A 26,381-nucleotide genomic window follows, 5' to 3' on the forward strand; every position below is an offset into this window, starting at 1 on the left:
CGCTTGTAATCTGTGCTGTAAAAGAATCGGCGCATACTATCAAAACAAGAAAGTGACGCATGGAATTAACACATTTAGCATCACAACTTATCATTTTGTTACCATTGGAGAATGGTAAGAATTTACACTCACAATAAGAAAAGTAAGTCAAATATAATAAAACTGTGTTACTGAGTATTTTAACTAAAAGATAATGGTCGGGTGGACGACACTTGTTACCAAGTGCCGTCTCCCTAAGAACCGTACGTGCAACTTTCACTGCATACGGCTCAAGCCTCCACTAAGGCATCGTTTGACACCCAACAACTTATAAAGCAGTTAGAGCAGGATCAACCCACGAGTTGCGAGCTTGTCTTTTTGACTTCCGCTTTACCAAGTATTCTTGGTATTCAGGGTCAAAAGGAGTCGCTGAACTCCTGATTTTCACATGTCGCTCAATAGGCACTTTTGCTATTTGGAATAGGTTAAACAGGCAATCCATGTCCATGATCTTCTGCCAGCCGTGAAATTGCCATTGGCCTTTACGATTGAGGAAGTATTTATGAACAACCCAGTTCTTGGACTTGGTTGGATGACGCCTAACTGCCCAGTACCATAATGCTTGGAATAGTTTGTGGCCAACATATCCGAATACCTGTTTAGCAACACAGTGTCGATAATAGTTCGACCATCCCCTTAGCTTTGGATTTATCAGTTTGATAAGATCATTCACTGGAAGGGTTGCATGCTTTTTGATGAGTTCACGCAGGTTACTCAAGAACATCAACGTATTGGATTTACTCGGTTTAATGAGTAGTTTTCCTTTGTATTTCCTATGATTGAACCCAAGGAAGTCAAAGCCATCGTTAATATGGGTAATATGCGTTTTCTCTTCGGAGAGTGTTAAGCCTCGCTCTAATAAGAAGTTAGTAATCAACGGTTTGATATCATACTCCAACACTTCCTTTGAAGCGCAAGTGACGACGAAATCGTCGGCGTATCCGATAAAGTTGGCTCTTGCACCCTGTTTGAGTGCGGTGGACTTTATCTGTTGTTCAAGACCTGCGAGAGTCATTAACATCAAGGTAGGAGATATAATACCACCTTGTGGTGTGCCCTCATCGGTACGGTAGAACAGACCTTTGTCCATAAAGCCAGACTTTAACCATTGTTCCAACATGCGCTTATCTACTGCGATGTTATCAAGAAGCCATTGGTGGCCGATCTTGTCGAAACAGGCTTTGATGTCCCCTTCGAGTACCCATTGAGCTGATTTCTTTAGTGCCAAACATTTAAAGCACTGATCGACAGCGTCAGCCGTGCTGCGGTTTGGCCTAAATCCATAGCTGTTTGGATCGGCAAGGGTTTCTGACACTGGCTCCAGTGCAAGAAGGTGGAGCGCTTGTTGCGCTCGGTCTATCATACACGGGATACCTAGCGGTCGAAGTTTGCCATTCTTTTTGGGGATATAAATACGCTTGAGCGGTTTGGCACTGTATGCCTTTCTGCTCAATTGATTAACTGCTTTCATACGGCGGGCATCTGTGTTCCAGATGACACCATCTATTCCAGGCGTTTTGCTGCCTTTATTTTGAGATACTCGCTTAACCGCAAGAAGCTTGGCTGAGCGAGAATGAGTTAAGAGCCACTGTAAGGACTTCACCTTACCGTGTTTCTTCTCTCTAGTTGCTTTTGCGATACGCATTTGAAGCTTTAATACAAGCGCTTCAACGGATTTCCAGTCGATTGACTGCCATTGAAGACTGTCAGGAGAGGCACTAATCTCTTTTGAAATCATCATTTGCGTTTCCCCTTGAATAAAGTTCTTAAAATTCTCTCGCAATGGGAGACCAGTCGGAAGTAGGCTCACTTTCGTGACCAGACATAAGTCTGTATCTGCATCGTTACAATACAGCTTTCGCTTTTTCCGACCTCCTTTACCTGCATCACTATCGGCCACAAAGGCTTTCCCATAGGGAGTGATACAGGCTTACCCTGTTCCGTATGTTACGTAAATGTCAGGTTAGATGCCCACTCTAGTGCGGGGAGCGTGTCGATCACGAAAGAGCATTGCCCAATCCCTTTCCAACTCCCATTGCCTTTTTGGCTACAGCGCAATAACCACTTCCGCTGCTTCGTCATATAACGCACCTTAGATGGATTCACTTACGTTCATCATACTGACTACCTAGCACTCACCCGATTTGTGTGGTTATCAGGAGGATCGTCCTCTCACGATTCGAATCCCGAGCAATTTAGATTGCTCTTCGTTACATTGTCTGAGCCGCTGCTTTATTCAGGCCCATAGGTTCATCTGGTGATACAGATGGTCCACTCATAAAGCGGTGAACAACGCTTCATACGACTTCAGGTCGCACGGGCAATTTTGAGTTACAAGAGTTGCTAAGCTAACGAACCTTAGCCTAACGTTCGTTAGCTTAGTGAAGAATTTTGGTTCTACGACCTAGGCCCTCAGACACGTTTTGGGGCATAAATTTGGTAGCCCGACTGACATGTATGCCTCAACTCACCGCCCTAGATATCGACTATTTTGAGCATTGGTAGCTCATACGGTACTCTTTCTCAGACTGGTCAACGAGCTCAAACTTTGATTTTTGGTATAACTCAATCGCTGCGGTGTTAAGTTTATACACTGTTAAGGTGAGCTCGTTTTCAACTCTTGAATCAAGTACAGATTTTGCTCTTTGAAGCATGATACTTCCAAGTGATTTACCCCTGAATGCTTGCGACACATACATCTGTACAACTTCTAGCGACCTACCCCCCTCCAGAGACAATAGCCCGCATAAACCCACGAGCTTTTCACCGATGAAAGCACCGATCATCGCTCCTTGCTCACTTTCCTCTTCCAGCAACGTTTGAAAGTAAAGTTTATTTAACTCAGACTGCTCTTTAAAGCTTGCCCCGTAGAGCTCTGGGTGCAACTGAAGACTCTCCAGCCTCAGTACTCTATACGCACTACTATCGTTTTTACCAAGTAACCTGCAACTTACCTGCATAATCGTTCCCTTGAATTCAACTCTTAGCTTATTCAATCAGCATTACAGATGGTCAGAATATCTACATAAGGAAAACTAAGTCAAACTCAATGCTTTCTGTAAGCAAAGTTGTGAGCTCTAAACCATAAAGGTCGGGTGGACGACACTTGTTACCAAGTGCCGTCTCCCTAAGAACCGTACGTGCAACTTTCACTGCATACGGCTCAAGCCTCCACTAAGGCATCGTTTGACACCCAACAACTTATAAAGCAGTTAGAGCAGGATCAACCCACGAGTTGCGAGCTTGTCTTTTTGACTTCCGCTTTACCAAGTATTCTTGGTATTCAGGGTCAAAAGGAGTCGCTGAACTCCTGATTTTCACATGTCGCTCAATAGGCACTTTTGCTATTTGGAATAGGTTAAACAGGCAATCCATGTCCATGATCTTCTGCCAGCCGTGAAATTGCCATTGGCCTTTACGATTGAGGAAGTATTTATGAACAACCCAGTTCTTGGACTTGGTTGGATGACGCCTAACTGCCCAGTACCATAATGCTTGGAATAGTTTGTGGCCAACATATCCGAATACCTGTTTAGCAACACAGTGTCGATAATAGTTCGACCATCCCCTTAGCTTTGGATTTATCAGTTTGATAAGATCATTCACTGGAAGGGTTGCATGCTTTTTGATGAGTTCACGCAGGTTACTCAAGAACATCAACGTATTGGATTTACTCGGTTTAATGAGTAGTTTTCCTTTGTATTTCCTATGATTGAACCCAAGGAAGTCAAAGCCATCGTTAATATGGGTAATATGCGTTTTCTCTTCGGAGAGTGTTAAGCCTCGCTCTAATAAGAAGTTAGTAATCAACGGTTTGATATCATACTCCAACACTTCCTTTGAAGCGCAAGTGACGACGAAATCGTCGGCGTATCCGATAAAGTTGGCTCTTGCACCCTGTTTGAGTGCGGTGGACTTTATCTGTTGTTCAAGACCTGCGAGAGTCATTAACATCAAGGTAGGAGATATAATACCACCTTGTGGTGTGCCCTCATCGGTACGGTAGAACAGACCTTTGTCCATAAAGCCAGACTTTAACCATTGTTCCAACATGCGCTTATCTACTGCGATGTTATCAAGAAGCCATTGGTGGCCGATCTTGTCGAAACAGGCTTTGATGTCCCCTTCGAGTACCCATTGAGCTGATTTCTTTAGTGCCAAACATTTAAAGCACTGATCGACAGCGTCAGCCGTGCTGCGGTTTGGCCTAAATCCATAGCTGTTTGGATCGGCAAGGGTTTCTGACACTGGCTCCAGTGCAAGAAGGTGGAGCGCTTGTTGCGCTCGGTCTATCATACACGGGATACCTAGCGGTCGAAGTTTGCCATTCTTTTTGGGGATATAAATACGCTTGAGCGGTTTGGCACTGTATGCCTTTCTGCTCAATTGATTAACTGCTTTCATACGGCGTGCATCTGTGTTCCAGATGACACCATCTATTCCAGGCGTTTTGCTGCCTTTATTTTGAGATACTCGCTTAACCGCAAGAAGCTTGGCTGAGCGAGAATGAGTTAAGAGCCACTGTAAGGACTTCACCTTACCGTGTTTCTTCTCTCTAGTTGCTTTTGCGATACGCATTTGAAGCTTTAATACAAGCGCTTCAACGGATTTCCAGTCGATTGACTGCCATTGAAGACTGTCAGGAGAGGCACTAATCTCTTTTGAAATCATCATTTGCGTTTCCCCTTGAATAAAGTTCTTAAAATTCTCTCGCAATGGGAGACCAGTCGGAAGTAGGCTCACTTTCGTGACCAGACATAAGTCTGTATCTGCATCGTTACAATACAGCTTTCGCTTTTTCCGACCTCCTTTACCTGCATCACTATCGGCCACAAAGGCTTTCCCATAGGGAGTGATACAGGCTTACCCTGTTCCGTATGTTACGTAAATGTCAGGTTAGATGCCCACTCTAGTGCGGGGAGCGTGTCGATCACGAAAGAGCATTGCCCAATCCCTTTCCAACTCCCATTGCCTTTTTGGCTACAGCGCAATAACCACTTCCGCTGCTTCGTCATATAACGCACCTTAGATGGATTCACTTACGTTCATCATACTGACTACCTAGCACTCACCCGATTTGTGTGGTTATCAGGAGGATCGTCCTCTCACGATTCGAATCCCGAGCAATTTAGATTGCTCTTCGTTACATTGTCTGAGCCGCTGCTTTATTCAGGCCCATAGGTTCATCTGGTGATACAGATGGTCCACTCATAAAGCGGTGAACAACGCTTCATACGACTTCAGGTCGCACGGGCAAAACTAAGTTAGTTTTTTAACACGCTAGATTTTATATAGGCTAAATGAAGCAGCATTGGACGGCTGTGGAATTTATCAAGGCTCTCGCCAACTCCGTCTGTCATACACACATAGATCCAAACCAACCAGCAGCATGGCTAACTCTTTTGAGCTTCAAACAAGAGGTCAATCAAAAGGTAGCACAGCAAAAAGCTTACAAAATTTCGCTGTATCACCTATTCGTTTTATATCAATAACCTAAGCGACAGCCTTGTTAGCACAAACCCAGAACGCAATACGGTTAAAATTCATCTTACTTCCGGATATCACGCTATAACTGGCACGAAGGATAGCATTTAGCGGCGGGTTAGCCAAAGTGTGAAAAGGGGAATCCCCCTTTTCGCAGCTTGATTACTAATGATTTCTACCGATTATGACGCGACTTTAACAACAGCAGTCAACCCAGTATCGAGCGATGGGATACTGAAATACCTTACCCTGCACTATTTTATCTAATTGCCCACCATTGTGTTCAATGACAGTGCGTGAGGCGATATTGTCTTCGTCAGCAGTGATGAGGGCTGTTGCGATACCTAATTGGCAGGCTTTCGGCAGAGCCAACTTCAGCATCGCTTTTCCGTAACCTTGGCCTCGAAAACGAGGAGCAATATCATAACCGATGTGCCCTGCTTCATGGGATAAAAAAGGCGTATTGATATTGTGACGAATCCGGATCACCCCCAATATTTCTTGACTCGAGTCAACAAGCCAATAATGGTGACAAGGCACATACCCTTCAGGTAAATTCACGCCGTTGGACTCATCAATTAACGATTGAATATATCGATCAAAATTCTTTTTTCCGCCCTCATAATACGAGGCGTTTTCCTTATCATGATTAACAAAATCATCGTAAAACCGCTCGAAAGCCAATCGATACTCCTCACTCGGATAAACTAATTGCATCTATTCCCTCACTCGCTATACCAGCTCTTCCAAATGCCTAATTTGTTGATATTGCCTTTCGCCCTTTAGCGTAAAATCCGGCTGATACCAAATTGCCTGCAATCCTGCCGCCATAGCCGGCTGAATGTCCTTTTCCAACGTATCGCCGACCATAGTGATCTCAAAAGGCTCGACATCCAGCGCCAAAACTATGCGCTGAAAGTAGTCTGGCGTACCTTTGGCGATCCCCATATTGACTTTACAAAAATAGCCACTGATAAACTTCGCTAGCCCTGCTCGTATGAAAGCCTGTTTAATATCATCAACTGACGAGTCATCGGCGTTGGTTGCAACATAGATTGGGTATTTCGCCGACAAACGGTGAAGGGCTTCCCGCGCTCCCGGTACCGCCTTCACTTCGGGCCAGTCACACATTTTTCCTTGGTACTGAGGGAAGTCGACCATCAAGGTGTCTCCCCAATCAAATAAATAGACTTTCGCCATTAAGCATCCTTTCGTCCTGACAAGAACAAGCTTTACTTCCGTTGTTTAAGAGAGTGATTTGAGAGCACGCAAAGCATGTTCGGCCTTGGCACTCGGCACAAATACGTGGTCATGGTAATACGCCGCTATAACATTGGCACTTATTTCCTGCTCTGCGAGCTTGGAGGAGACTGCAGCCGTTAAACCCACCGCATCTAGGCTGGAATGCACAGTGAGGGTAAGCATTCTATAAGTCGACTCATAAGCCAAGCAGGCCCTATCAGCGTTTTGTTTGCTGACGACTAGCGTTAGTCCTTCCGACTCTTGAAAGGTCGCAATAGGCGACAAGGCGAGATATGTTTCTAACTCACCGTCAACACTACAAAATACATACTCCCCTTCTGTCAGTTCAGGGGCCATAGATTTCAGCAGCTCTTGCAGATCGCAAATACCCGTCATTTTTCCTCCATTTCATGCCGGCGACATCAAGGGCTGCGCGGCTTTAGTCTTCCTAACCAAGTCTCTCGGGTTACCTGATAAAGGCAGTGGCGCCTGAGATGATGCCCGACTGGTAACTTGGGGTGGTCAAAGTCTTGTCCGATATTCGTCATACCGATTTTGTCCATCACCCGTTGCGAGGGGGTATTGGGCAAAGCAGTAAATGCGTAGATGCTTGGCGCTGACAGCTGTTCAAAAGCAAATTGCAATGCTCGACGAGCAGCCTCGGGAGCATAACCCTTACCCCAGTATTCTTTGGCAAGCCGCCAACCAATTTCGATAAATGGTGCATTGGGGATCCCTGACAACTCATCTTGGCGGTGTAAGCCCACAAAGCCGATAAATTGCCCTGTCGCCTTTAGCTCTGCCGCCCAGAACCCCCAGCCATTTTCCGCGATTAGCTGAGTGATCCGTGCCGCTTGGGCTTCACTTTCCTGCCGGGACAACACCGCGGGGAAATACATCATAACCGTGGGGTCAGCATTCAGTCTGGCGTAGTCTGGATAATCCTCCCGCTTCCACTGACGCAGTATTAACCTCTCTGTTTCTAACCTACTTGCCATCTGACTGTCTGTTTCCCTTTACTGCTCTTACTATTCTAATGAGTATAAGCATATCACCTTGTTCAGAGTGGCTCTGTCAGCAACCGCTTCTGGATCTCCTCTCTTTGCATGCCTTGTAAGCAAAGAAGATTTACCCATGGTTTACTCATTACCTATGAATCGCAAGCCGTTCTCTGTCGGCTTTTTTCAACTTGGCTACCACCAAGTCGTAGGAGCGATCGATCAGGCCCTTCAGCATGCCATCTTCAATCTCTTCGGTTACAGATACCGTTATCCAGTGCTTTTTGTTCATGTGGTAGCCAGGGCGTATAGCCGTAAACATGGACGCTAGCGCTTCATTGTCCGCCGGAGCCCCTTTGAGGTTAATATCGACAATACCATCATTGACAATGATAAGCGCAAACATCTTGCCCAGCACCTTGAACACCATGACATCGGTACCAAAGGGATAATCCAATTCGGCTTCGGGAAGAGTCAAAATAAATTCAATGATCTGTTCTTTGTTCATAGCTGATCTCATCATCTGCTAGCGAGCAATACGTCTAGCTATAGGGTGGTCTGGATTGAGCTGTAGCAGATCCCATAAATTTCCGTACAGATCTTCAAAAACAGCCACCGTGCCGTAACCTTGTTCTTTCGGCTCACGGACAAAGTGAATGCCATCAGCCACCATACGGTTGTAGTCACGCCAGAAGTCATCTGTGTTCAGAAACAGAAATACCCGGCCTCCAGTTTGATTACCAATGAAGTCGAGTTGCTCTGGTTTAGAAGCTCGGGCAAGAAGCAAAGTCACACCATTAGAATTCGGCGGCGATACCACCACCCATCGCTTGTCCTGCTCAGGCTGATAGGTGTCTTCGATTAATTCAAATTTCAGCTTGTTGACGTAAAAATCTATCGCCTCGTCGTAGTCTTTTACGACGAGGGCGATATGGACAATACTCTGTTTCACTCTGATTCCTTAATGCGGCGCCAACCTTGCTTAGTTAATAGTAACTTTCATATGCTCGGAAGGGCGATTATCTACAAAATGTGCCCAAACATGATCATATACCTGGCGTTGGCCGGGGAACGGCACCAGCGCTTTGGCTTCTTCAAGACTCACCCAGCGATACTCGGTATGCTCCTCATTCAAGGTCACCGGTTGATTGGGAGGACATAACACAGCAAAGACCGGAATAATCTGCAATACGTTGATATTGGCCTCGAAGAACTGTTCTAAATACTGGGCATTATAGAGTTCAGTTACCGAGATTTGTGTTTCTTCATAAAACTCCCGGAGTATCGCCTGCCACCCCTTTTCCTCCCCTTCGATAGAGCCGGCTACATGGCACCAGTATCCGCCCTTTACCCGCTTCATCAGCAGCATTTTCATCTCGCCATCAATTTCAGATAAAGCAACGCCCGAAACAATAGAGGTATTCACTGGAATTTTTTGGGTTGTCACGTTATGCCGCCTCCATCAAGTGGCAGGAACCATTGGTAAATATGTTGAGAGGGGAAAATTCTGCCAGATAACAGCATGAGATTCTGTGACTTATGAAAAACCCAAGCAAAAAAAGCCCTCACCGAATGGCAAGGGCTGAGTATTATTGACAGGCAATCAGTCTTTCTTTTGACGTTTGCTTTTTGGTACGTAATTCAAAATTGAAATCGGCACCGGCTTTCTAGGCTCGAAACCTTCTACCACACGGCGCTCAATCAAGTGTCCCAGACGACTCTCGATCATACAAAGGTTCTTGAAATTGTCTTTCGATACAAACGAGATTGCCTCACCCGATGCATCCGCACGGCCTGTACGGCCAATTCGGTGAACATATTCATCAGCAGGGAATGGCAAATCGTAGTTAACCACCCGAGAGAGCTCTTCGATATCAATACCACGGGCACCAACGCCAGTCGCAACAAGATATTTGATCTTGCCGGCTTTGAAGTCTTCCAGCAGCTGCTCACGCACCTTTTGGCTACGGCCACTGTGGAACGCTTCTGCAGCAATGTCCCGTTTTTCCAACTGCGATACCAGCTTGGCAGCACCATGCTTGGTTTCGATGAAAATCAACGCCTGATCCCAGTTATTTTCTTTGATCAAATGGCTCAGCAGTGCCGACTTCTGATCTTTATCAACCGTGATCAGCCACTGCTCGATATTTGCTTTTGACGCTTGGTTGGCAGCGATGCTGACCTCATGCGGGTTTTCGACCACGGATTTGGCCAAATCACGGACTTTGTTAGACAGCGTCGCCGAGAACAGCAGGAACTGCAGCTCTTCAGGCAGACGGTCGATGATCTTGTTGATATCATCGATAAAACCCATATCCAGCATGCGGTCAGCTTCGTCGAGGACCAACATTTCCACTTCTTCAAAGTGAACAGCGCGCTTGCCGTACATATCGAGCAGACGACCCGGCGTAGCGACCAATACATCGACACCGTCAATCAAACGCTGCTTCTGCTCTTTCTCATCCACACCGCCATACATAGCCAGCGAAGTCAGGCCAAGGTGCTTGCTGTATAGTGTGATCTTCTCTTCAACTTGAATCGCAAGCTCACGGGTAGGAACAAGGATCAACGCACGAATACGCTTCTTACGTTGTGTTTTACCATGGCTGAGTTTTTCCAGGATTGGCAATACAAAGCCCGCGGTTTTACCTGTACCCGTTTGCGCTGCGGCAATCAGGTTCTTGCCCTGCAAAATGACAGGAATCGCCTTGTTCTGGATCGTTGTTGGCTTGCTGTATCCGAGTTCGCTAACCGCTTTGGTCAATGACTCGCTAAGCCCAAGTTTAGAGAATGGCATGAATCGCCTCTAATTGTACTTTAACTAAATATGGTAGAGCCGCCTCTACATGAAGCGCGGGAGTGTACCACGAATCCCGCCTAGCCTTGCGATTTTTCATAACAAAAAAGCCCACCGAATTATCTGTGGGCTCTGGTAACGATAAACGAGGGTAAGCAAATTACATATAACTCACCCGAGGGTTGCGCTCTTCGCGAAGGGCATTTTTACCAAAGGTTTCTTGGTAGATCTGCATAAAGTCTTCGCGTATCAGCTGTTCAAGGTGCGTGGCCATTTCCGTCGGGCAAAATAGCATGATATGTACCACCTGCTCACCGGTTGCGGTTGTCGTGATATGGACATGCGGATCAGGACCTGGCAAATCAACGCCTGCGTGCTTTTCGATCACCCCGTTATAGCGCCTTGCCACATCAATGAATTCGTCACAGTGTCCTTCGATCTGTTCGATGATCTCTGGCACAATCACATAAAGATTAACGAACTCTTTTACCGTAATATTGAAGCTGTGGTAAACGTAGCGTTTCATAAAATTGAGGTTTTTCACCGGATAGGTAAAAAACATGCTATTTGGCAATGTCGCCGTTTTCCCCGTGAAGTGGTATTGACCGTGATGAAGATCGATCTCCTGGATCACTGTCGCCATCAAATTATGCTCGATCACTTCTCCGCATAACGAACCCACCTCGATCCAATCGCCTATTCTAAACGAACGTGCACTGGCCCGTTGAATTGACCCTGTAAAACAAAGAATGATCTCTTTGGAAGCAACAACTATCGCAACGGCAATGGCGGTAACTGACAAAGCAAACTCGCTAATTTCGGATTGCCACAGCATAAACACCACCACCACCATCAAGGTGAAGGTACCGTTTTTGGTCCGTGACATCCACTTGCGCTGGTGCTCAGAAACAAACGCGACATCCCCGCGAATTTGCTTTAACACTAGCCTTCTGAACATCAGAACCAATGCAATAATAACAACACTTAGCAGTATTTTATGTTCTAGAAAAAAATCAATAATCGGTAACAACTTCTCTGGCATGCGCGCCTCTTTTCACTCCCACACATCATTTTCAGCACCTACGTTGCAGACCTAAATTCCCATAGTTTTAAGATAAAATCCAGATCAAGCCGAGCACTATTGTTTAAAACATTAATAACCCCAAAAACCACCTAGGTTACTGGCAGTTTATTGCCCATAATTTTCTACAGTACAAACACTTGACGATTTCCGTGGCGTAAAAGCAAAAATACGCACGAGACAGCGATCACCTGTCGTATTTCCTGGTTACCAATATCCAAACAGAGCATAACCCCACAATATATAGGGCTGAACGATTTATACTCGGTTGGAAATGTAATTAACACCAGAGCCTATAACTGTTTTAGGAAATAAACAGAATTCTCATCAGATGACTAGTTTTCAAGGCATTTTCATATTTCCTTGCCACGACATCATAAATTTAAATAAAACAAAGGGGTATATTCCCCATACCAATATTTCACTTCCAAGATAGATATACCAACAACCAAAACCGCTTCATTACGGAGGTGAATATCTATGGAAGGATTAACATACCGCCAGGCATCCAGATTCTTGGATATGGCAACGATGGGGACAAAAAAAGGAGAGATCGAGGATTTTCTTAGCCTCGATAACCGCACCAGCTGGATTAACAGCCAACTCACCGAACCCTATGAAAGCCACAAAGAACGCACGCTATATCAGGCCCAGCAGCGAGGCAGTTCCTCAACCACTCAAGAAATGCGGGTTTGTGCATGGTTCGATATCGCATTATGGAAAGGGGCGCAATTGCGCCAGCGCATGGCATTTGCCCTGAGCCAAATCCTAGTGGTGGGAGATCGAGATGCCCAATTGGCCCCTTACCCGACCGAGATGGCTCACTACTACGATATCCTTACCCAATATGCATTCAGTAACTATAAAACCCTGCTGTATCATGTTACCCGCTCACCTATTATGGGTCACTACCTCACCATGGTCGGCAACCTTCCGAAAAGTCGCACCGGGGTTAATCCAGACCAAAACTATGCTCGTGAAATCATGCAGCTGTTTACCATCGGTTTAGAACAACTCAACCTGAATGGCACCCCAAGGCTTGGCGATGATAATCAACCGATTCCCACCTATGACGACAATGATATTGAAAACATGGCACGCGTCTTCACTGGCTGGTTCATGGATGGCAGTAGCATGGAAAAGCCCATGGTTGCCTATGATGATTCCCATGATATGGAAGCAAAAAAAATTCTCGGCGCAGAATTTCCGGCCGGTGTCGGGGCGGAAGCCGAACTGGATCAGGTTCTCGACCTCTTGGTCAACCACCCTAATACCGCACCATTTATCAGTACCCTGCTAATTAAACGATTCGTCACATCCAACCCAAGGCCTGAGTATGTTGAAAGAGTTGCCTCTGTCTTTCGTAACACCGGCGGTAACCTAGGTGAGGTAATTACCGCCATTTTGACCGATGCTGAGGTGCTGAAAGAAAACGATCTACATGTCGCCAAGATGCGCGAACCTATTCTTGCCATGACTTACTTCTATCGTGCTTTAGATGCCAAACCAGGAAGTGGCGGCGTAATTGCGTTCGACGCAATGCTTTACCAAGAAACATTCAATCAGTACCCGCTAGGATCCCCCTCGGTGTTCAATTTCTACTCACCCGATCACCTTCCCAGTGGTGCGCTTGAAGCTAACAACCTGACATCTCCTGAGTTGGAAATCATTGACTGGAACCAAGTGATCAAACTAAGCAACATTGCCTGGAAGGTTGTCCATGATAATGGTTATAAGACCAGCTCCAACAGTAAACAGGAGCTCTATCCGGTTGTCAGTGACTTTACGACAGCAAGTAGTGACTATGCATCACTTTCCGATCTCATCGCTAAACGCTTCTTGCACGGTGACATATCCGCAGATCTCGCCCCTAGATTAGAGGGGCTGTGGAACGCAAAGAGCAGTAATAACAAGCCTTATGCAGTTTCCGCAATGCTGTACTTCGCCTTTATTTCTCCCAGCTTCATGGTTCAGGAGTAAGCCTTATGAATTTATCAAGACGCGATTTTATTAAAACAGCTGCGTTTGCTTCCTCGGCCACAGCTTTACCACTGTCTCTGACTTTACCCACGCAAGCATTGGCAAACGACAACAGTGATTACAAAGCGATAGTCTGCCTATTCTTATTCGGAGGCAATGATTCGTTCAATATGGTGGTCCCCACCTCAGCTGCTAACTACACCAATTATGTCAATGCCCGTCCGGATATCCATCTCAGCACCGCAGAGGTTATAGAAATGCCGGGTTTTACCGATGAGAGCGGACAGGCAATAGCACTTAATGGCAGCATGCCTGAACTTGCTCAATTGATGATGGCCGGTTCAGCAACTACTGTCGTCAATGTGGGTACGCTTCTTGAGCCAACCACAAAAGCCAACCTCGGTGCTGTCAAATCCCCCCCAAATCTAGGCGCCCATAATAAACAGCAACTGGCTTGGCAGCGCAGCTGGAATACGAGCCAATATCATCCATACGGATGGGCTGGCATGATGATGGAGCTACTCGCCTCCGGCTCTGAAGTGGTTTCACCTAAGATGTCCTTCAGTGGCAACGAACTAATGAATAGCCTAACAGGTTCTGATCTGCGTATTAGTGCTGAGGGGCTACGTGCAATGTCACCACTTGCAATTAACTCTATTAATAACAATGTGCAAAAGCTCCTTGATAACAATACCGGCTCACCTTTTGCCAAAAGCTACTTACAGCGTTTTCAGGACGTCATTGACTTTCAGGCCTCACTTAACGATACGTTAGAGCAATTCCCTGAAGACCAGAGCATTCCCGCGAGTTATTTAGGAAAGCAATTAAGAATGGTCAAGCGATTGATACAATCAAGCACTAATCTTAGCCAAGGTCGCCAAGTCTTTTTTGTCTCTATCGGTGGTTTTGACAATCACAGTAACCAACGGGGCAAACACGATGGTATCCTCGCGCAAATTGATGCGGCACTCAGTGCCTTCTATCGTTCACTGGAAGCCGATCAGCTACATGAAAAAGTGACCACTTTTACAATGTCTGATTTTGGCCGGACAATAGAAAATAACAGTAACCGCGGTACCGACCATGGCTGGGGAAGTAACCAAATTATTTTAGGCGGACAAGTTATAGGTGGTAAGGCTTACGGCCAATATCCAGACTTTATTCGTGACGGTGCAAATGCAAATGGCAATAAGTTTATCCCGTCCACCTCGTCTGAACAGATGGCCGCGACAATATGCAAATGGTTCGGCCTGTCCGATAACAGTGTCGACTATATCTTCCCCAGCCTAAACCCAGACAACACCAATGCCTTCCCGAGCCGTTACCTTGGCTTCCTTGGCGAAGTCACTGAACCACCAGCCACTCCGGTCAAATTGGCAATTGCTGGCGTTTCCGCATCAGAAACCCGGGTTGACCACACACCGGAAATGGCAGTAGACGGCGATAGCACGACAAAATGGACGGCAAAAGGTTTGGGTATCACCTTCACCTTGGAACTCACTCAGATGGCTAACTTAAGCGAGATAAAATGGTCTCAGGCCAAAGGGGATGTTCGCCAGTACTTCATCGACATTGCAGTAAGTAGTGACGGTATCAATTACTCACCGCTTTCCAGTGTTGTCACCCCAGGAACAACAACCGGTTTAGTGAGTAATCCGATTAATGCCAGCGAAGTGAAATATATTCAGCTGACGTGTAACGGTAATAATGACCCGGTCAACTCCAGTCTAACGAGCTGGAATAATTTCCAAGAGATAGAAGTGTGGGGTAATTAAATTGGAGTAAAAAGAAAGGGCCATCTGGCCCTTTCCTTATAGAGTAAAATTGAAGATTTTCTCTTGCATTTTATCCAATGTAATTTCGAACCGCTGATTTTCAGGGTTGGCAATAATGATCTCGCTATCATATTGGATAGGATCATCATCGACTGCATTACACGTAAATGCAACGACGTAGTTACCTGCTGGAATATAGCCAAATGCATAGTCACCATCCTGATCAACAGCAGCTGATGCATATGGCAGTACATATTTTCCGACAGGAAGATCACCATTGAAATCTTCATCTAGTGGATCAAAGTTGTCCGCTAATTGATAGTCCCCTAAAACATGTTCAGGGTACAGGTAAACAAAGTTACCGGTGTCATAAGCACAGCCTTCGCCCGCATCAAATAGAGCAAAGTCTACCTTGCCCCACAGCGATGCCGCCTGACGATTGTCGACAATCTTCACCCCATGAGGTTTTAGATTGTAACCATTTTTACCGGCATTACCTCGCTCAACCAGCGACTGGCGCAGGTCAAACTCAATGGTAAAGCCTTGGACAGTATTGTCGTCTTCCGGAGTGACTTCAAAGCCACCCAGTCTCAGTTTATTGCTCGGGATTTTTAGATCATACTCGCCCGATGTGTCATCATCTTTCACCCAGTTCATGTCACCAGGCTTGGTATGGACAATCATTTCCTTATACACACCGGCAGGAAGCGTGTGCTCTGTGATAATCAGTGCCGCATCTGTACCTTGGTAGTCAAGCAAATCGAGTTGCTGGTAGTCATTACCTTCATCGTCGTGATCAACGTCAATGATGTAAGAGTTGCCATTCTCGTGCTTAAGCTCAAGTTTATCAAAAGCCACCACGACTTCAGACATCGAATCAACCGGCGCATCAGACACGCTGAAAGAAACTTTGGCATACTGGGTAGAATCGCCACTGCTGTCGCTTCCGCAAGCTGAAAGCAACGTTGCCACGGCTAGTACGGGTAAGGTTTTATAAATTGTCATAATACTCTCCATTTCTGGTCGCAATTTTATCTCTTACTTATCCAGCGACTCAATAACCAGAAACTTAATTGACAATTTACTGACAAAGTTTTGTTAGCATATCACATAGATACAATAAATTTTTAAATGGTATGGATTAAAAAACCATCATAGAACATCCAACCTAACATACATATTAGTTTGATAATACATACACTTTGAGAGGGTATAAGCTAAAATGTTTTCGATATAGGTATCTTAATAAAGGCTTCAGGTAACACACCTGCACGAATATTCACTTGTATAGCTGGGTATAATAATTTAGGTACATTCAATTGTTTATCTCGCTCAGAACGAAACTGGACGAATTCATTTTCTGATGTCTCGCCAGTTATATGAATATTGTTTAATTTACTCTCACCAACAGTAGTTTGATATTCCAGCTCCCGCCCCCCAGGCTGGTAATCGTGACACACCCACAGCCGGGTCGAATCCGGCAATGCATAAATTCGTTGAATACTGCCAAACAGCTGTTTCGCATCGCCGCCGGGGAAATCACAACGCGCTGAGCCAAAATCAGGCATGAATAAGGTGTCGCCAATAAACGCATTTTGGTTAACCAGATAGGTGACACTGTCACTGGTATGGCCCGGTGTTTCAACAACAGTCACCGTCAGCATACCGATGGAAAACTCTTCTTTATCCTGAAAATAGTGATCAAAATACTGATGTCTAAGTGCACCAGCGGTCTGATTTGTTCCCCCCATCGCAAAGACAGGCGCAAAATAGGCTTGTACATCTTCAACATGCTGGCCTACCCCGATTTTTCCACCCAACTTTGATTTGATATAGCTGGCAGCGGTTAAATGATCGGCATGAGCGTGGGTTTCCAATACCCAATCGAGGCTGAGTTGGTTGCGTCTGATATAGGCAATGATTTCGTCGGCGAACTCTGTACTCACAACACCAGAAGATAAATCGAAGTCTAACGCGCTATCAATCACTGCGCAGTGGCCGCCTGCCATATCGTAAACCACGTAACTCAGTGTTGATGTCGGACTATGAAAAAAAGCCTCTATGGAAGCTGTCATTGCCTACCTCCCAACCTACCTAACACATGAAAAGCATGTCTGTATACCTAGTCACTATATTGTCTATTTTAGCTAGGTTTTAGCACAGTCGGTTTCATACGCATATCAACCAAGTAATGATTGCCTTCCATAAACTGGGGGATTACTGTAATAACCAATTAAAACCAACTGCCTGCTACCTGACCCCAAAAACCGATGAATAAAATCTACCAGCCGCTTTTTGATAACAATAACCCGCCCGCTGACGTATTTTTCGGTCACGAGGTGTTCTTACCCAACACGACAACGCCAAGCCACAGCCACCCATGGGGACAGCTACAGATCATCAACGGCGGGATTTTGGAGCTGAAGGCAGAAGACAAACGCTTCCTGTCACCTTCGCAGTATGCTGTTTGGGTACCCGCAGGTATCAAGCATGAAAGCTTTATGCGTCGAAGCCTGAACTATTGCTCGATGAACATTACTCATCCTTTAGCGTCACCACTTCCCAACTACCCATGCCTACTTGAAGTCAGCCCAATAATGGAAGCTATCATCAACGATTTGAAGGCGAGACGATTAACCGTGGCAGAATCTGAGCAAGACAAAAGGTTGATCCGTGTTTTGCTTGATCAGGTTTACCAAGCCAAAGAGCACGAGCAGTTTTTACCAACCAGCAACGATAAGCTGCTTAAACCTATCCTCAATGAACTTGAGCGCAATCCTATGTCGGAAAAAACATTAAAGGACTGGGCACAGATACTCCACACTACAGAAAGAACCCTAGCCCGGCACTGCCAGGATAAACTCGGAATGAGCTTTACCGAGTGGCGGCAACGACGCAAATTCCTCTATTCATTACATTTACTGCGCAAAGGTTCTTCGGTGAAAGAGGTGGCATTAACCTTGGGCTATCATCAAGCATCGCCATTTATTACCCTGTTCAAGCGCCATGCCCAATGCACTCCCGAACAATACCGCCAGCGCTTCTTTGCCAACTCGGAATAAACTGCTGACGGCACGACATAAGCCAATTATCGTTTGAAAGATCCCAGGCCTCTCAACGGTCTGTATCTCCGTAGCGCTTTGGGGAAAATCTGATGAAGCAATTCATCATTCTCTTTGTATACGGACTTATCTTCACTTCGCCGTTAAGCATGTTCGGATGAACGCTTAACGGCTTTAACTATCACTAGTTCGTTTGAACCGACACATACAAAACCATACCCAGCCCTACTTGATACTTACCTTAAGGCCTGAATCAAAACAGGACCTAATAGTCATCAATGCTTATAAAAACACCAAACTCAGTTGCATATCACAAAAACAAAAAACAAGTCAGAGTTTTACTTTGATTATTGCCAGCAAAATTAGACAATAAAACCACAAAAACACCAATTAGCTAGGTTATACAACTATGATTGACATGATTTTTCCTGCATTGTTCTTATCCACAGTAATCGGCTTTAGCCTATGGGGCTGGACACAAGTCATCCGTGTCGTTTTCCGTTTCTAATTTGTTAGCCTTCAATACATTGCTCAACAAATAACTATAACGATAAACAAACAAGCCAGTATTCGTGCTGGCTTTACTTTCTTCTCTCGACACTCGCTACCCGGCCAAGACTCAACTCAGGCGGCATTGATACCTGCTTATTAAATGCTTAGACGTGATTCCATAGCGCTTTGACTTATAGCCTGCCCCACCAACCATTTAAGATCATGACACGTCAGTGTGAGCAGCATGTCATCAAACATGATACCTATGAAGATGGTGCGCTTATCCTAAACATGACTAATATAATTTAAAATTATCAAAACAATAATTAATGATAATTTATTATTTAGCCTTACCCTCGCTATAGTAGCCTCATCAAAGAAGGTTAAATACCAGTCATTCTCGACTCATTTGCTCAGCGTCACTACAGAAGGGTACGATATGAAATTCCTCCATACTATGATCCGTGTTTCCGATCTCGAAACGTCCATCACGTTTTACACCAAGGTGTTGGGCATGCAGGTTCTCGACCGTTTCGAAAACACAGAATATCGCTACTCGCTTGTGTTCGTTGGCTATGACAAAAATGGCCCAACTATCGAGCTGACCTATAACTGGGACACCGACTCTTACGAGCTCGGCACCGGCTTTGGACATCTCGCTTTAGGGGTTGATGACATTTACCAAACTTGCGATCAGATCAAAGCCGCTGGCGGTAACGTGACCCGTGAGCCCGGGCCGATGCTTGGTGGCACAACGCACATTGCCTTTGTTAAAGATCCCGATGGCTACGCTATCGAACTCATCCAGACAAGCAAATAAGCACAGGTTGGAGTATAACCGATGAAAGACGCACTATTTCAGCCAATGCGCCTTGGCAAAGCATCACTGAAAAACCGTATCGTCATGCCACCAATGACCCGCTCAAGGGCCACCCAACCGGGTAACATTGCGAACGACATGATGGCGACTTACTACGCCCAGCGTGCCGATGCCGGCCTGATTGTCGCCGAAGGTACCCAAATATCCGAAATGGGCCAAGGCTATGCGTGGACACCGGGTATCTATACACAAGAACAGATAGCTGGCTGGAAAAAAGTGACCGATGCGGTTCACGCTAAAGGCGGTGTTATCTATGCCCAACTCTGGCATGTGGGCCGTGTTACCCACCCTGCCAATATTGGCGGTCAGCAGCCAATTTCGTCTTCAGCGCTAAAAGCTGAGAATGTGAAAGTATTTATCGACGACGGAAACAATGCCCCTGGTTTTGTCGACGTGGTAGAACCACGCGAGATGACCAAAGACGATATCAGGCATGTTATCGGTGAGTACCGCCAAGCTGCGCTAAATGCCATTGAGGCGGGTTTTGACGGAATTGAGCTGCACGCAGCCAACGGTTACCTGGTAAACCAATTTATCGACTCTGAGGCGAACAACCGCACAGATGAATACGGTGGCTCTATCGAAAACCGCTTGCGCTTTCTCGCTGAAGTTGTGGAGACCATGACCAATGCCATCGGTGCAGAGCGTGTTGGTGTTCGCCTTGCACCCTTTACCTCACTCAACGGTACTGTTGATAAGAGCCCGGTGGAAACTTATACCGCAGCTGCTGCCCTTTTGAACAAACTGAATGTGGTATACCTTCACATTGCAGAAGTTGACTGGGATGACGCACCGGACACACCACCAGCATTTAAGCAAGCGATCCGCGAGGCATACAAGGGAACGATCATCTATGCCGGACGTTACAATGCAGAAAATGGGGCCAAGGCGATCGCTAAAGGTATTGCCGACATGATTGGCTTTGGCCGACCATTTATTGCCAACCCTGATCTACCAAGCCGTATCATGAATGACTACCCGCTTGCTCCGCACGATCCGGAAACGTTATTCGGTGGTGCGGAAAAAGGGTTGCTTGACTACCCTGAATATCAAACACGGTAATCCAGCCACCGAACGCTCCGAGACATTAAAGCCCTGCTCTAAGAGCAGGGCTTTGTCATATCGGCCTCAATATCTTATGGACTGGCTAGGATTCTACCTCTGCCAGCAAATGCTGCCATTCATCATGCTTGTTCATGTAATGAACAACATAGCTACATTGCGGGATAATTTTATAACCTTCTTGTGCAATAGTCTCCAGCACCGCTTCCAGCATGGTACCGGCATAGCCTTGCCCTCTTAGGGCTTCAGGCACCGATGAGTGATCGACAGTGAGGACATTACCCGAGATCTGGTAACTGACTTTGGCTTGGTAGCCATCGACCAGATCAACAAAATAGGTTTGGTTTTCCTTGTCGTGAATAACATTGTGATTGATGGCCATATCCTTTCCCACAGTTAGTATCCGCTATATTTAGGTAACACCACCAATATTAACTGAATCAACCTGACAGATAAACAGCCAGTAAGTTTTGTCGTCTAACCGGTAAATCCCTGCATATTCAACCTAACCGAGCCATTGGACTCATGCAATGGCACGGTCAATAAACAACACATCGCTAAAAATGATAATTAGCAATAATAACAACTTGCTGACTATTATCTATATCGACACCCTCTTCATCAAAGTCTTGGTGTATATATCGATAAGTAAGATCTGTACTCCAGTCTTTATTGATATGGTAAGTTGTTCCGACCTGCACCCCCCTTATAAAGTCAACGGATGTCTCACTAGCAATATCGTTATATCCGACACCTAATAAAAAACCGCCATTCAAAGAGACCTTATTAGTTAAATCATAGAGATAATCATATGATGCAAAAAACAGGCTTTGTTTGAACTTATCCTTGTAACTGTAGGTTGCCGTTACCCTATGCTCAGAGTTTATGGTCAACCCCGCATTCAGTTGAACGACTGCATCTTCGCCATTAGTTGCCCTTCCTCCATCTAGTTTGTCATCTTGGTAGCCAACGCCACCGCCGACAAAATAATCCGTATCCGCTCTTGACTGGGATGAATAAAAAACCATAAGAGAAATCGTAATGATACTGAGATACGGCATGAATACCTTTAACTTTAGTAGCTTGGCACTTTTAAGATTGGACATTGTCTTTACCTGCACCTAACCAACAATAAATTCAGGTGTAACTGACTTTACTTCTATTAAGGTCTTAAGGAGTTATTGAGTGTATTGTTATGCAGCGACACATTGACAAGATACGCCGGGAAGCTTTCAAATAACGCTTCAACTATGCCGTCAAAAGTAGGCAATTATTTCAAAAGATTAGCCAACCATTTTCGAAACAACTTTCTCATTTTTAAGAAAAACGGCTGCCTTTGGCAAAAGCTTGCCGATTCAAATACGACTTAATTTAGAAGCCAAAGAAAAACCACATTTTCTTTCTGTTATAGATATTCTTTTACTGTCATTATTCTCAACTAATTTTTATCGAATAACTTATAACTCTCAGCAAAACCTATGCAAGAGTTAGTTTTCCTCCAGGAAAAGATGACTCTTTCGGTACGCTCTTGGGCTCTGATTGAACTTCTGTTTAAAGCACTTCGAAAAGTAGTTGCTATCAGCAAAGCCGCACTGCTCTGCAACTCCCTGGATGGAGCTGTTACGCTCATCGCACAGTAGTTTTGTCGCGTAATGAAGCTGGACCTCCCTGAGATAGTGATTCGGTGAAGTATCAAGAAACTGCCGGAACAAGCGCTCCAATTGCCGCTTACTAATGAAGGCCGCTTTAGCAATCAGCTCACTACTCACCTCTGCGTCATTAAAATGTTGCTCGATAAACACCAGAGCCCGACTTAGTGCCAAAGTGGTCTGCGGTAGTTCTTGGCTTTGATCTTGGTACATCCGAGCAAGCGCAATCACCAGTTGCTGCATCAAACTGGTCAGCATGACTTCAAAGCCTGGCAAAGCAGCATGGTATTCATTTTTCAGTGCGGCAAGTAAGCGCTCTATTTCAGGCAACTGTTGTCTGTCGAGGGTGAGCTTCGCCTGGTATTCCGTGGTTTGCCGAGCGATTGGCTCGACTTTGAACATCGCCTGGTAGCCGGACAATTGGCGCATTGATGGGCTCTCGAAGAACGGCGTTTGAGGATCAAACATCAAGTTTATGATCTTGAGCTTGTCCACATCTCTGAATCCATGTTCGATGTCACCATTGATCACAAACACATCCCCTTTGTTGAGCGGATATTCGTGCTGAGCGACCGTGTGCTTGCCGCTGCCACTCACCACCAGAAACAACTCGGAGAAGTCATGTTTATGGACGGCAAAGTCACAGTGATGATGGCCATCTACATAGGCAAATTTAAGGTGTCCGTGCTTCTGATGTGATTTGAGCTGATAGGTAATGCTCATGTCGCGATATTCCTTTTCACTGTCGCCATATTGGTAGAATGGCGCACCAAGCCAGCATACTATTTCTCGGTGGCAAAACGAATATCTATCCATGTATTTTTGCTGTTTTGCAGTACCGGCGACATTACAAGCCACATTTGGCCTCTACTACGAAACAAACAGTTGTGTGATTGTGTATGAACCAAAAACAAATTAGCCAAGCGCAGAAAAAGCTCGTCCCAGTTAGCCGCCAAGCCGCCGCGGAAGGCATCGTATTATTGAAAAATGAAGATGCAGTACTGCCATTGAAGACCCACGATATTGTGTCTCTGTTCGGGCGCTGCCAGATCGACACATACCGCAGCGGTACCGGCTCTGGCGGAGCCGTCAATGTTCCTTACGCGGTCAATGCATTGGAAGGCCTGCGTGCCAATAGCAACATTCGCCTGAATGAAGACTTGGCGGCGATCTATCAAGACTGGATTGCCCAGCACCCCTTCGATGACGGTGGCGGCGGCTGGGCTGCAGAGCCCTGGTTCCAACAAGAGATGCCACTGACTGACGAGTTGGTAGCAAAAGCCGCTGCACAATCCAGCAAGGCAATGGTATTTATTGGCCGTACCGCAGGTGAGGATCAAGATAACGCCGATGAGCCGGGCAGCTATCGTTTAACCGAGCAAGAGCTCGACATGATCGCCAAGGTGAACCGCCATTTCACCGATGTCATTGTAGTGATGAACGTGACCAACATCATGGACATGGCATGGCTGAATACGGTGGAACATCACCAGTCCATCAAGGGCGTACTGTATAGCTGGGCGGCTGGCATGGAAGGCGGCCACGGCCTTGCCGATGTCGTATCCGGCAAGCAGTCACCCAGCGGCCGACTAACCGACTCCATCGCCTACCACTTGGCTGATTACCCATCATCAGCCCACTTCGGGCGTAAAGACCGAAACCTCTATGTTGAAGACATCTATGTCGGCTACCGCTACTTTGAAACCTTCAACCCGGAAGCGGTACAGTTTGAATTCGGCGCCGGGTTGTCCTACACCCAGTTCGAACGCCAGTTGGTCGACTTTTCTACCCAAGGAAATGGACCTGACGCCGTTCTTCATTTTGATATCCGAGTGACAAACGTAGGCAATCACTTCGCCAGCAAGGAAGTGGCCCAGCTTTACGTCGAAGCACCACAAGGCGAGCTGGGTAAACCCGCCCGAGTACTTGCGGGCTTTACCAAAACGCCGACCATCCAGCCAGGGGCTAGTGAGCTGGTTCGAATTTCAGTGCCAGTGGCATCATTGGCCAGCTATGACGACAGTGGTGCAACAGATCACCGCAATTGCTACGTACTCGAGCCCGGAACGTACCAGTTTTACTTGGGTGCCAGTGTTCGCCAGGCCGAGTCCATTGCCGCGACCTTACAACTCGATGCTTTGCTGGTTGTAGAAACGCTAACTGAAGCATGTGCGCCAACCCACACCTTCGAGCGTATCAAGCCAGCGCAAAAAAATGACCGGGGCATTTACCAAGTCTGCCATGAAGTGGTGCCTTTGCGCACAGCATGCTTGGCTGAGCGTATTCAGGCCAACATGCCGCCGTCATTCGAAGTGACAGGCAACCAAGACATCAGCTTATTGGACGTGAAACAAGGTAGAGCCAGCCTTGAGGCGTTTGTTGCCCAAATGACACCCGAGCAATTGGCAACCATCGTACGCGGTGAAGGCATGTGCAGCCCAAAAGTCACACCGGGCACAGCTGCGGCATTTGGCGGGGTCAGTGACAGCTTGTTCGAGCTAGGCATCCCCGTGGCAGCGGCTGCAGACGGGCCGTCAGGCATTCGCATGGACAGTGGCCACAAAGCGACACAGGTACCAATTGGAACCCTGCTTGGCTGCACCTGGAACGCAGCACTCAACGAGGAGCTATTTTACCTGATCGGCCAAGAGCTACGGGCCAATCATATCGACACCTTGCTTGGCCCGGGTATCAATATCCATCGCCATCCATTAAACGGCCGCAACTTCGAATACTTCTCTGAAGATCCGTTTATGACTGGCGTGATGGCGGCGGCACAGACCCGAGGCCTGAGCAACGCGGGTGTCTCCGGTACGATCAAGCACTTCGCGGCTAACGATCAGGAAACCGCGCGGGTCGATGTCGACAGCATCATGTCCGAGCGTGCTATGCGCGAAGTACACATCAAGCCCTTTGAAATGGCGGTGAAACAAGGCAATGCCTCGACCATCATGACCTCTTACAACCCGGTCAACGGGCACTGGGCGGCATCCAACTATGATCTCAACACGACGATTCTGCGTGGCGAATGGGGCTTTCAAGGTATTGTGATGACAGACTGGTGGGCGAAAATGAACGACCCGATCGCAGCCGGTGAAGAAAGCAAAACCTTTACCTCGTTCATGCTCCGGGCGCAAAACGATCTCTACATGGTGGTCGACAATGACGGTGCCGAAAGCAATGCTATGGGCGATGACACCCTAGAAACGCTTGAAAAAGGCACACTAACCTTGGGCGAACTGCAGCGAAGCGCAATGAATATCTGCCGCTTTATCATGGCAGCACCGGTGATGGAACGCCCGCTAACCGCCTACGAGCCAATCAAAGCCTTCGCGGCACTGCCGCAAGCACCAGGGGGAGAGACGCATCCCATAGAGGAAAGTATTAAGCTAGGTACTAAGCTCAACACATCCGTGGTGATTGAAGTGAGCGAAGCCGGCATTTACCAATTCAACGGAGTCATGAACTATGAGCGAGATGCGCTGGCACAGTCATCGTGCAGCCTGCTCCTTAATGACGAGTTCAGTATGACCTTGCCACTGCACGGGACAGATGGGGAATCCGTAACTGTTGAAGGGCTCAAGGTAAAGCTACAGCCGGGCTTCTACTACCTGGATATTAATTTCGTCAAACCCGGCCTAGAGCTGGAGGAAATCGTTATTCTCAGAAACTAGTACTGTTCGAGTAAACGAATAGGGTAATTCAAAGAGCGCAAAATCGAGTAGGAGGAGGCCTCACGGCCTCCGTCCTCTCACACCACCGTACAAGCGTGGGTCGCATACGGCGGTTCCGAATATATTTTCAGTGACTCATACCCATCTCTCAATGAGTACATGCCCA

At 46.5% G+C, this 26,381-nt stretch carries 25 protein-coding genes and 1 pseudogene; 6 read left to right on the forward strand and 20 right to left on the reverse strand.

Annotated features, from left to right (window positions below; all coding sequences use genetic code 11):
- Positions 1-307: 307 nt before the first annotated feature.
- From ltrA (C9J03_RS25580) to C9J03_RS25640, 14 genes are all read right to left on the reverse strand, one after another.
- A complete protein-coding gene (gene ltrA, locus C9J03_RS25580; protein ID WP_044621947.1) occupies positions 308-1,780 on the reverse strand; it encodes a group II intron reverse transcriptase/maturase in 1,473 nt (490 codons plus the stop codon).
- 206 nt (positions 1,781-1,986) lie between these two features.
- The gene (locus C9J03_RS27135) at positions 1,987-2,121 is read right to left on the reverse strand and encodes a hypothetical protein (protein WP_272946032.1); all 135 of its coding nucleotides are present in this window, start codon (positions 2,119-2,121) and stop codon (positions 1,987-1,989) included.
- Positions 2,122-2,525: 404 nt separating this feature from the next.
- Positions 2,526-2,999, reverse strand: a complete 474-nt coding sequence (locus C9J03_RS25585) for a GNAT family N-acetyltransferase (RefSeq protein WP_107291797.1) — start codon at positions 2,997-2,999, stop codon at positions 2,526-2,528.
- 241 nt (positions 3,000-3,240) lie between these two features.
- The gene (gene ltrA, locus C9J03_RS25590) at positions 3,241-4,713 is read right to left on the reverse strand and encodes a group II intron reverse transcriptase/maturase (protein WP_044621947.1); all 1,473 of its coding nucleotides are present in this window, start codon (positions 4,711-4,713) and stop codon (positions 3,241-3,243) included.
- A 206-nt stretch (positions 4,714-4,919) separates the two neighbouring features.
- Positions 4,920-5,054, reverse strand: coding sequence for a hypothetical protein (locus C9J03_RS27140; RefSeq protein WP_272946032.1), 135 nt, complete (start codon positions 5,052-5,054; stop codon positions 4,920-4,922).
- A gap of 664 nt (positions 5,055-5,718) precedes the next feature.
- The gene (locus tag C9J03_RS25600; RefSeq protein ID WP_044621342.1) at positions 5,719-6,240 is read right to left on the reverse strand and encodes a GNAT family N-acetyltransferase; all 522 of its coding nucleotides are present in this window, start codon (positions 6,238-6,240) and stop codon (positions 5,719-5,721) included.
- Between the two features lie 15 nt (positions 6,241-6,255).
- Positions 6,256-6,723: an HAD family hydrolase gene (locus C9J03_RS25605; protein ID WP_044621343.1), complete on the reverse strand. Its 468-nt coding sequence runs from the start codon at positions 6,721-6,723 to the stop codon at positions 6,256-6,258.
- 45 nt (positions 6,724-6,768) lie between these two features.
- Positions 6,769-7,161 (reverse strand): ACT domain-containing protein, encoded by a 393-nt coding sequence (locus tag C9J03_RS25610; protein ID WP_044621344.1) that lies wholly within the window; start codon positions 7,159-7,161, stop codon positions 6,769-6,771.
- A 26-nt stretch (positions 7,162-7,187) separates the two neighbouring features.
- Positions 7,188-7,763 (reverse strand): GNAT family N-acetyltransferase, encoded by a 576-nt coding sequence (locus C9J03_RS25615; protein WP_044621345.1) that lies wholly within the window; start codon positions 7,761-7,763, stop codon positions 7,188-7,190.
- Positions 7,764-7,911: 148 nt separating this feature from the next.
- Complete coding sequence (locus C9J03_RS25620) at positions 7,912-8,271, reverse strand: MmcQ/YjbR family DNA-binding protein (protein ID WP_044621346.1); 360 nt, start codon at positions 8,269-8,271, stop codon at positions 7,912-7,914.
- A gap of 18 nt (positions 8,272-8,289) precedes the next feature.
- A complete protein-coding gene (locus tag C9J03_RS25625) occupies positions 8,290-8,715 on the reverse strand; it encodes a VOC family protein (RefSeq protein WP_044621347.1) in 426 nt (141 codons plus the stop codon).
- A gap of 30 nt (positions 8,716-8,745) precedes the next feature.
- Complete coding sequence (locus tag C9J03_RS25630; protein ID WP_276329436.1) at positions 8,746-9,210, reverse strand: NUDIX hydrolase; 465 nt, start codon at positions 9,208-9,210, stop codon at positions 8,746-8,748.
- Positions 9,211-9,366: 156 nt separating this feature from the next.
- Entirely contained in the window at positions 9,367-10,560 is a 1,194-nt protein-coding gene (locus C9J03_RS25635; protein WP_044621348.1) for a DEAD/DEAH box helicase, read from the reverse strand.
- Between the two features lie 160 nt (positions 10,561-10,720).
- A complete protein-coding gene (locus tag C9J03_RS25640; protein WP_044621349.1) occupies positions 10,721-11,602 on the reverse strand; it encodes a mechanosensitive ion channel family protein in 882 nt (293 codons plus the stop codon).
- A gap of 519 nt (positions 11,603-12,121) precedes the next feature.
- Here C9J03_RS25640 and C9J03_RS25645 point away from each other — a divergent pair.
- Together C9J03_RS25645 and C9J03_RS25650 are read left to right on the forward strand one after the other, a co-directional pair.
- Positions 12,122-13,621, forward strand: a complete 1,500-nt coding sequence (locus tag C9J03_RS25645) for a DUF1800 domain-containing protein (protein ID WP_044621350.1) — start codon at positions 12,122-12,124, stop codon at positions 13,619-13,621.
- Between the two features lie 5 nt (positions 13,622-13,626).
- Positions 13,627-15,396 (forward strand): DUF1501 domain-containing protein, encoded by a 1,770-nt coding sequence (locus tag C9J03_RS25650; RefSeq protein WP_044621351.1) that lies wholly within the window; start codon positions 13,627-13,629, stop codon positions 15,394-15,396.
- 36 nt (positions 15,397-15,432) lie between these two features.
- Here C9J03_RS25650 and C9J03_RS25655 read toward each other — a convergent pair whose 3' ends face one another.
- Entirely contained in the window at positions 15,433-16,401 is a 969-nt protein-coding gene (locus C9J03_RS25655; protein WP_044621352.1) for a DUF4382 domain-containing protein, read from the reverse strand.
- Positions 16,402-16,613: 212 nt separating this feature from the next.
- The gene (locus C9J03_RS25660) at positions 16,614-17,471 is read right to left on the reverse strand and encodes an MBL fold metallo-hydrolase (protein ID WP_044621353.1); all 858 of its coding nucleotides are present in this window, start codon (positions 17,469-17,471) and stop codon (positions 16,614-16,616) included.
- A 195-nt stretch (positions 17,472-17,666) separates the two neighbouring features.
- Here C9J03_RS25660 and C9J03_RS25665 point away from each other — a divergent pair, with 195 nt between their 5' ends.
- The 3 genes from C9J03_RS25665 to C9J03_RS25675 all read left to right on the forward strand — a co-directional run bounded on the left by C9J03_RS25665 (position 17,667) and on the right by C9J03_RS25675 (position 20,892).
- The gene (locus C9J03_RS25665; RefSeq protein ID WP_044621354.1) at positions 17,667-18,458 is read left to right on the forward strand and encodes an AraC family transcriptional regulator; all 792 of its coding nucleotides are present in this window, start codon (positions 17,667-17,669) and stop codon (positions 18,456-18,458) included.
- Between the two features lie 931 nt (positions 18,459-19,389).
- Complete coding sequence (gene gloA, locus C9J03_RS25670) at positions 19,390-19,770, forward strand: lactoylglutathione lyase (RefSeq protein ID WP_044621355.1); 381 nt, start codon at positions 19,390-19,392, stop codon at positions 19,768-19,770.
- Positions 19,771-19,791: 21 nt separating this feature from the next.
- Positions 19,792-20,892, forward strand: coding sequence for an alkene reductase (locus tag C9J03_RS25675; protein ID WP_044621356.1), 1,101 nt, complete (start codon positions 19,792-19,794; stop codon positions 20,890-20,892).
- Positions 20,893-20,977: 85 nt separating this feature from the next.
- Here the strand turns inward: C9J03_RS25675 and C9J03_RS25680 are convergent, their stop codons facing one another.
- The 3 genes from C9J03_RS25680 to C9J03_RS25690 form a co-directional block, all read right to left on the reverse strand.
- Positions 20,978-21,274: a GNAT family N-acetyltransferase gene (locus C9J03_RS25680; protein WP_197078552.1), complete on the reverse strand. Its 297-nt coding sequence runs from the start codon at positions 21,272-21,274 to the stop codon at positions 20,978-20,980.
- Positions 21,275-21,449: 175 nt separating this feature from the next.
- Positions 21,450-21,998, reverse strand: a complete 549-nt coding sequence (locus C9J03_RS25685; RefSeq protein WP_052829642.1) for an outer membrane beta-barrel protein — start codon at positions 21,996-21,998, stop codon at positions 21,450-21,452.
- 381 nt (positions 21,999-22,379) lie between these two features.
- Positions 22,380-23,264, reverse strand: coding sequence for a helix-turn-helix domain-containing protein (locus tag C9J03_RS25690; protein ID WP_044621357.1), 885 nt, complete (start codon positions 23,262-23,264; stop codon positions 22,380-22,382).
- A 176-nt stretch (positions 23,265-23,440) separates the two neighbouring features.
- Here C9J03_RS25690 and C9J03_RS25695 point away from each other — a divergent pair, with 176 nt between their 5' ends.
- Complete coding sequence (locus C9J03_RS25695) at positions 23,441-26,215, forward strand: glycoside hydrolase family 3 protein (RefSeq protein ID WP_044621358.1); 2,775 nt, start codon at positions 23,441-23,443, stop codon at positions 26,213-26,215.
- A 77-nt stretch (positions 26,216-26,292) separates the two neighbouring features.
- Here the strand turns inward: C9J03_RS25695 and C9J03_RS27230 are convergent.
- Positions 26,293-26,381: pseudogene (locus tag C9J03_RS27230) on the reverse strand (group II intron maturase-specific domain-containing protein); the annotation flags it as partial.

This window comes from Photobacterium gaetbulicola (genome assembly GCF_003025515.1).
GTDB classification, from domain to species: domain Bacteria; phylum Pseudomonadota; class Gammaproteobacteria; order Enterobacterales; family Vibrionaceae; genus Photobacterium; species Photobacterium gaetbulicola.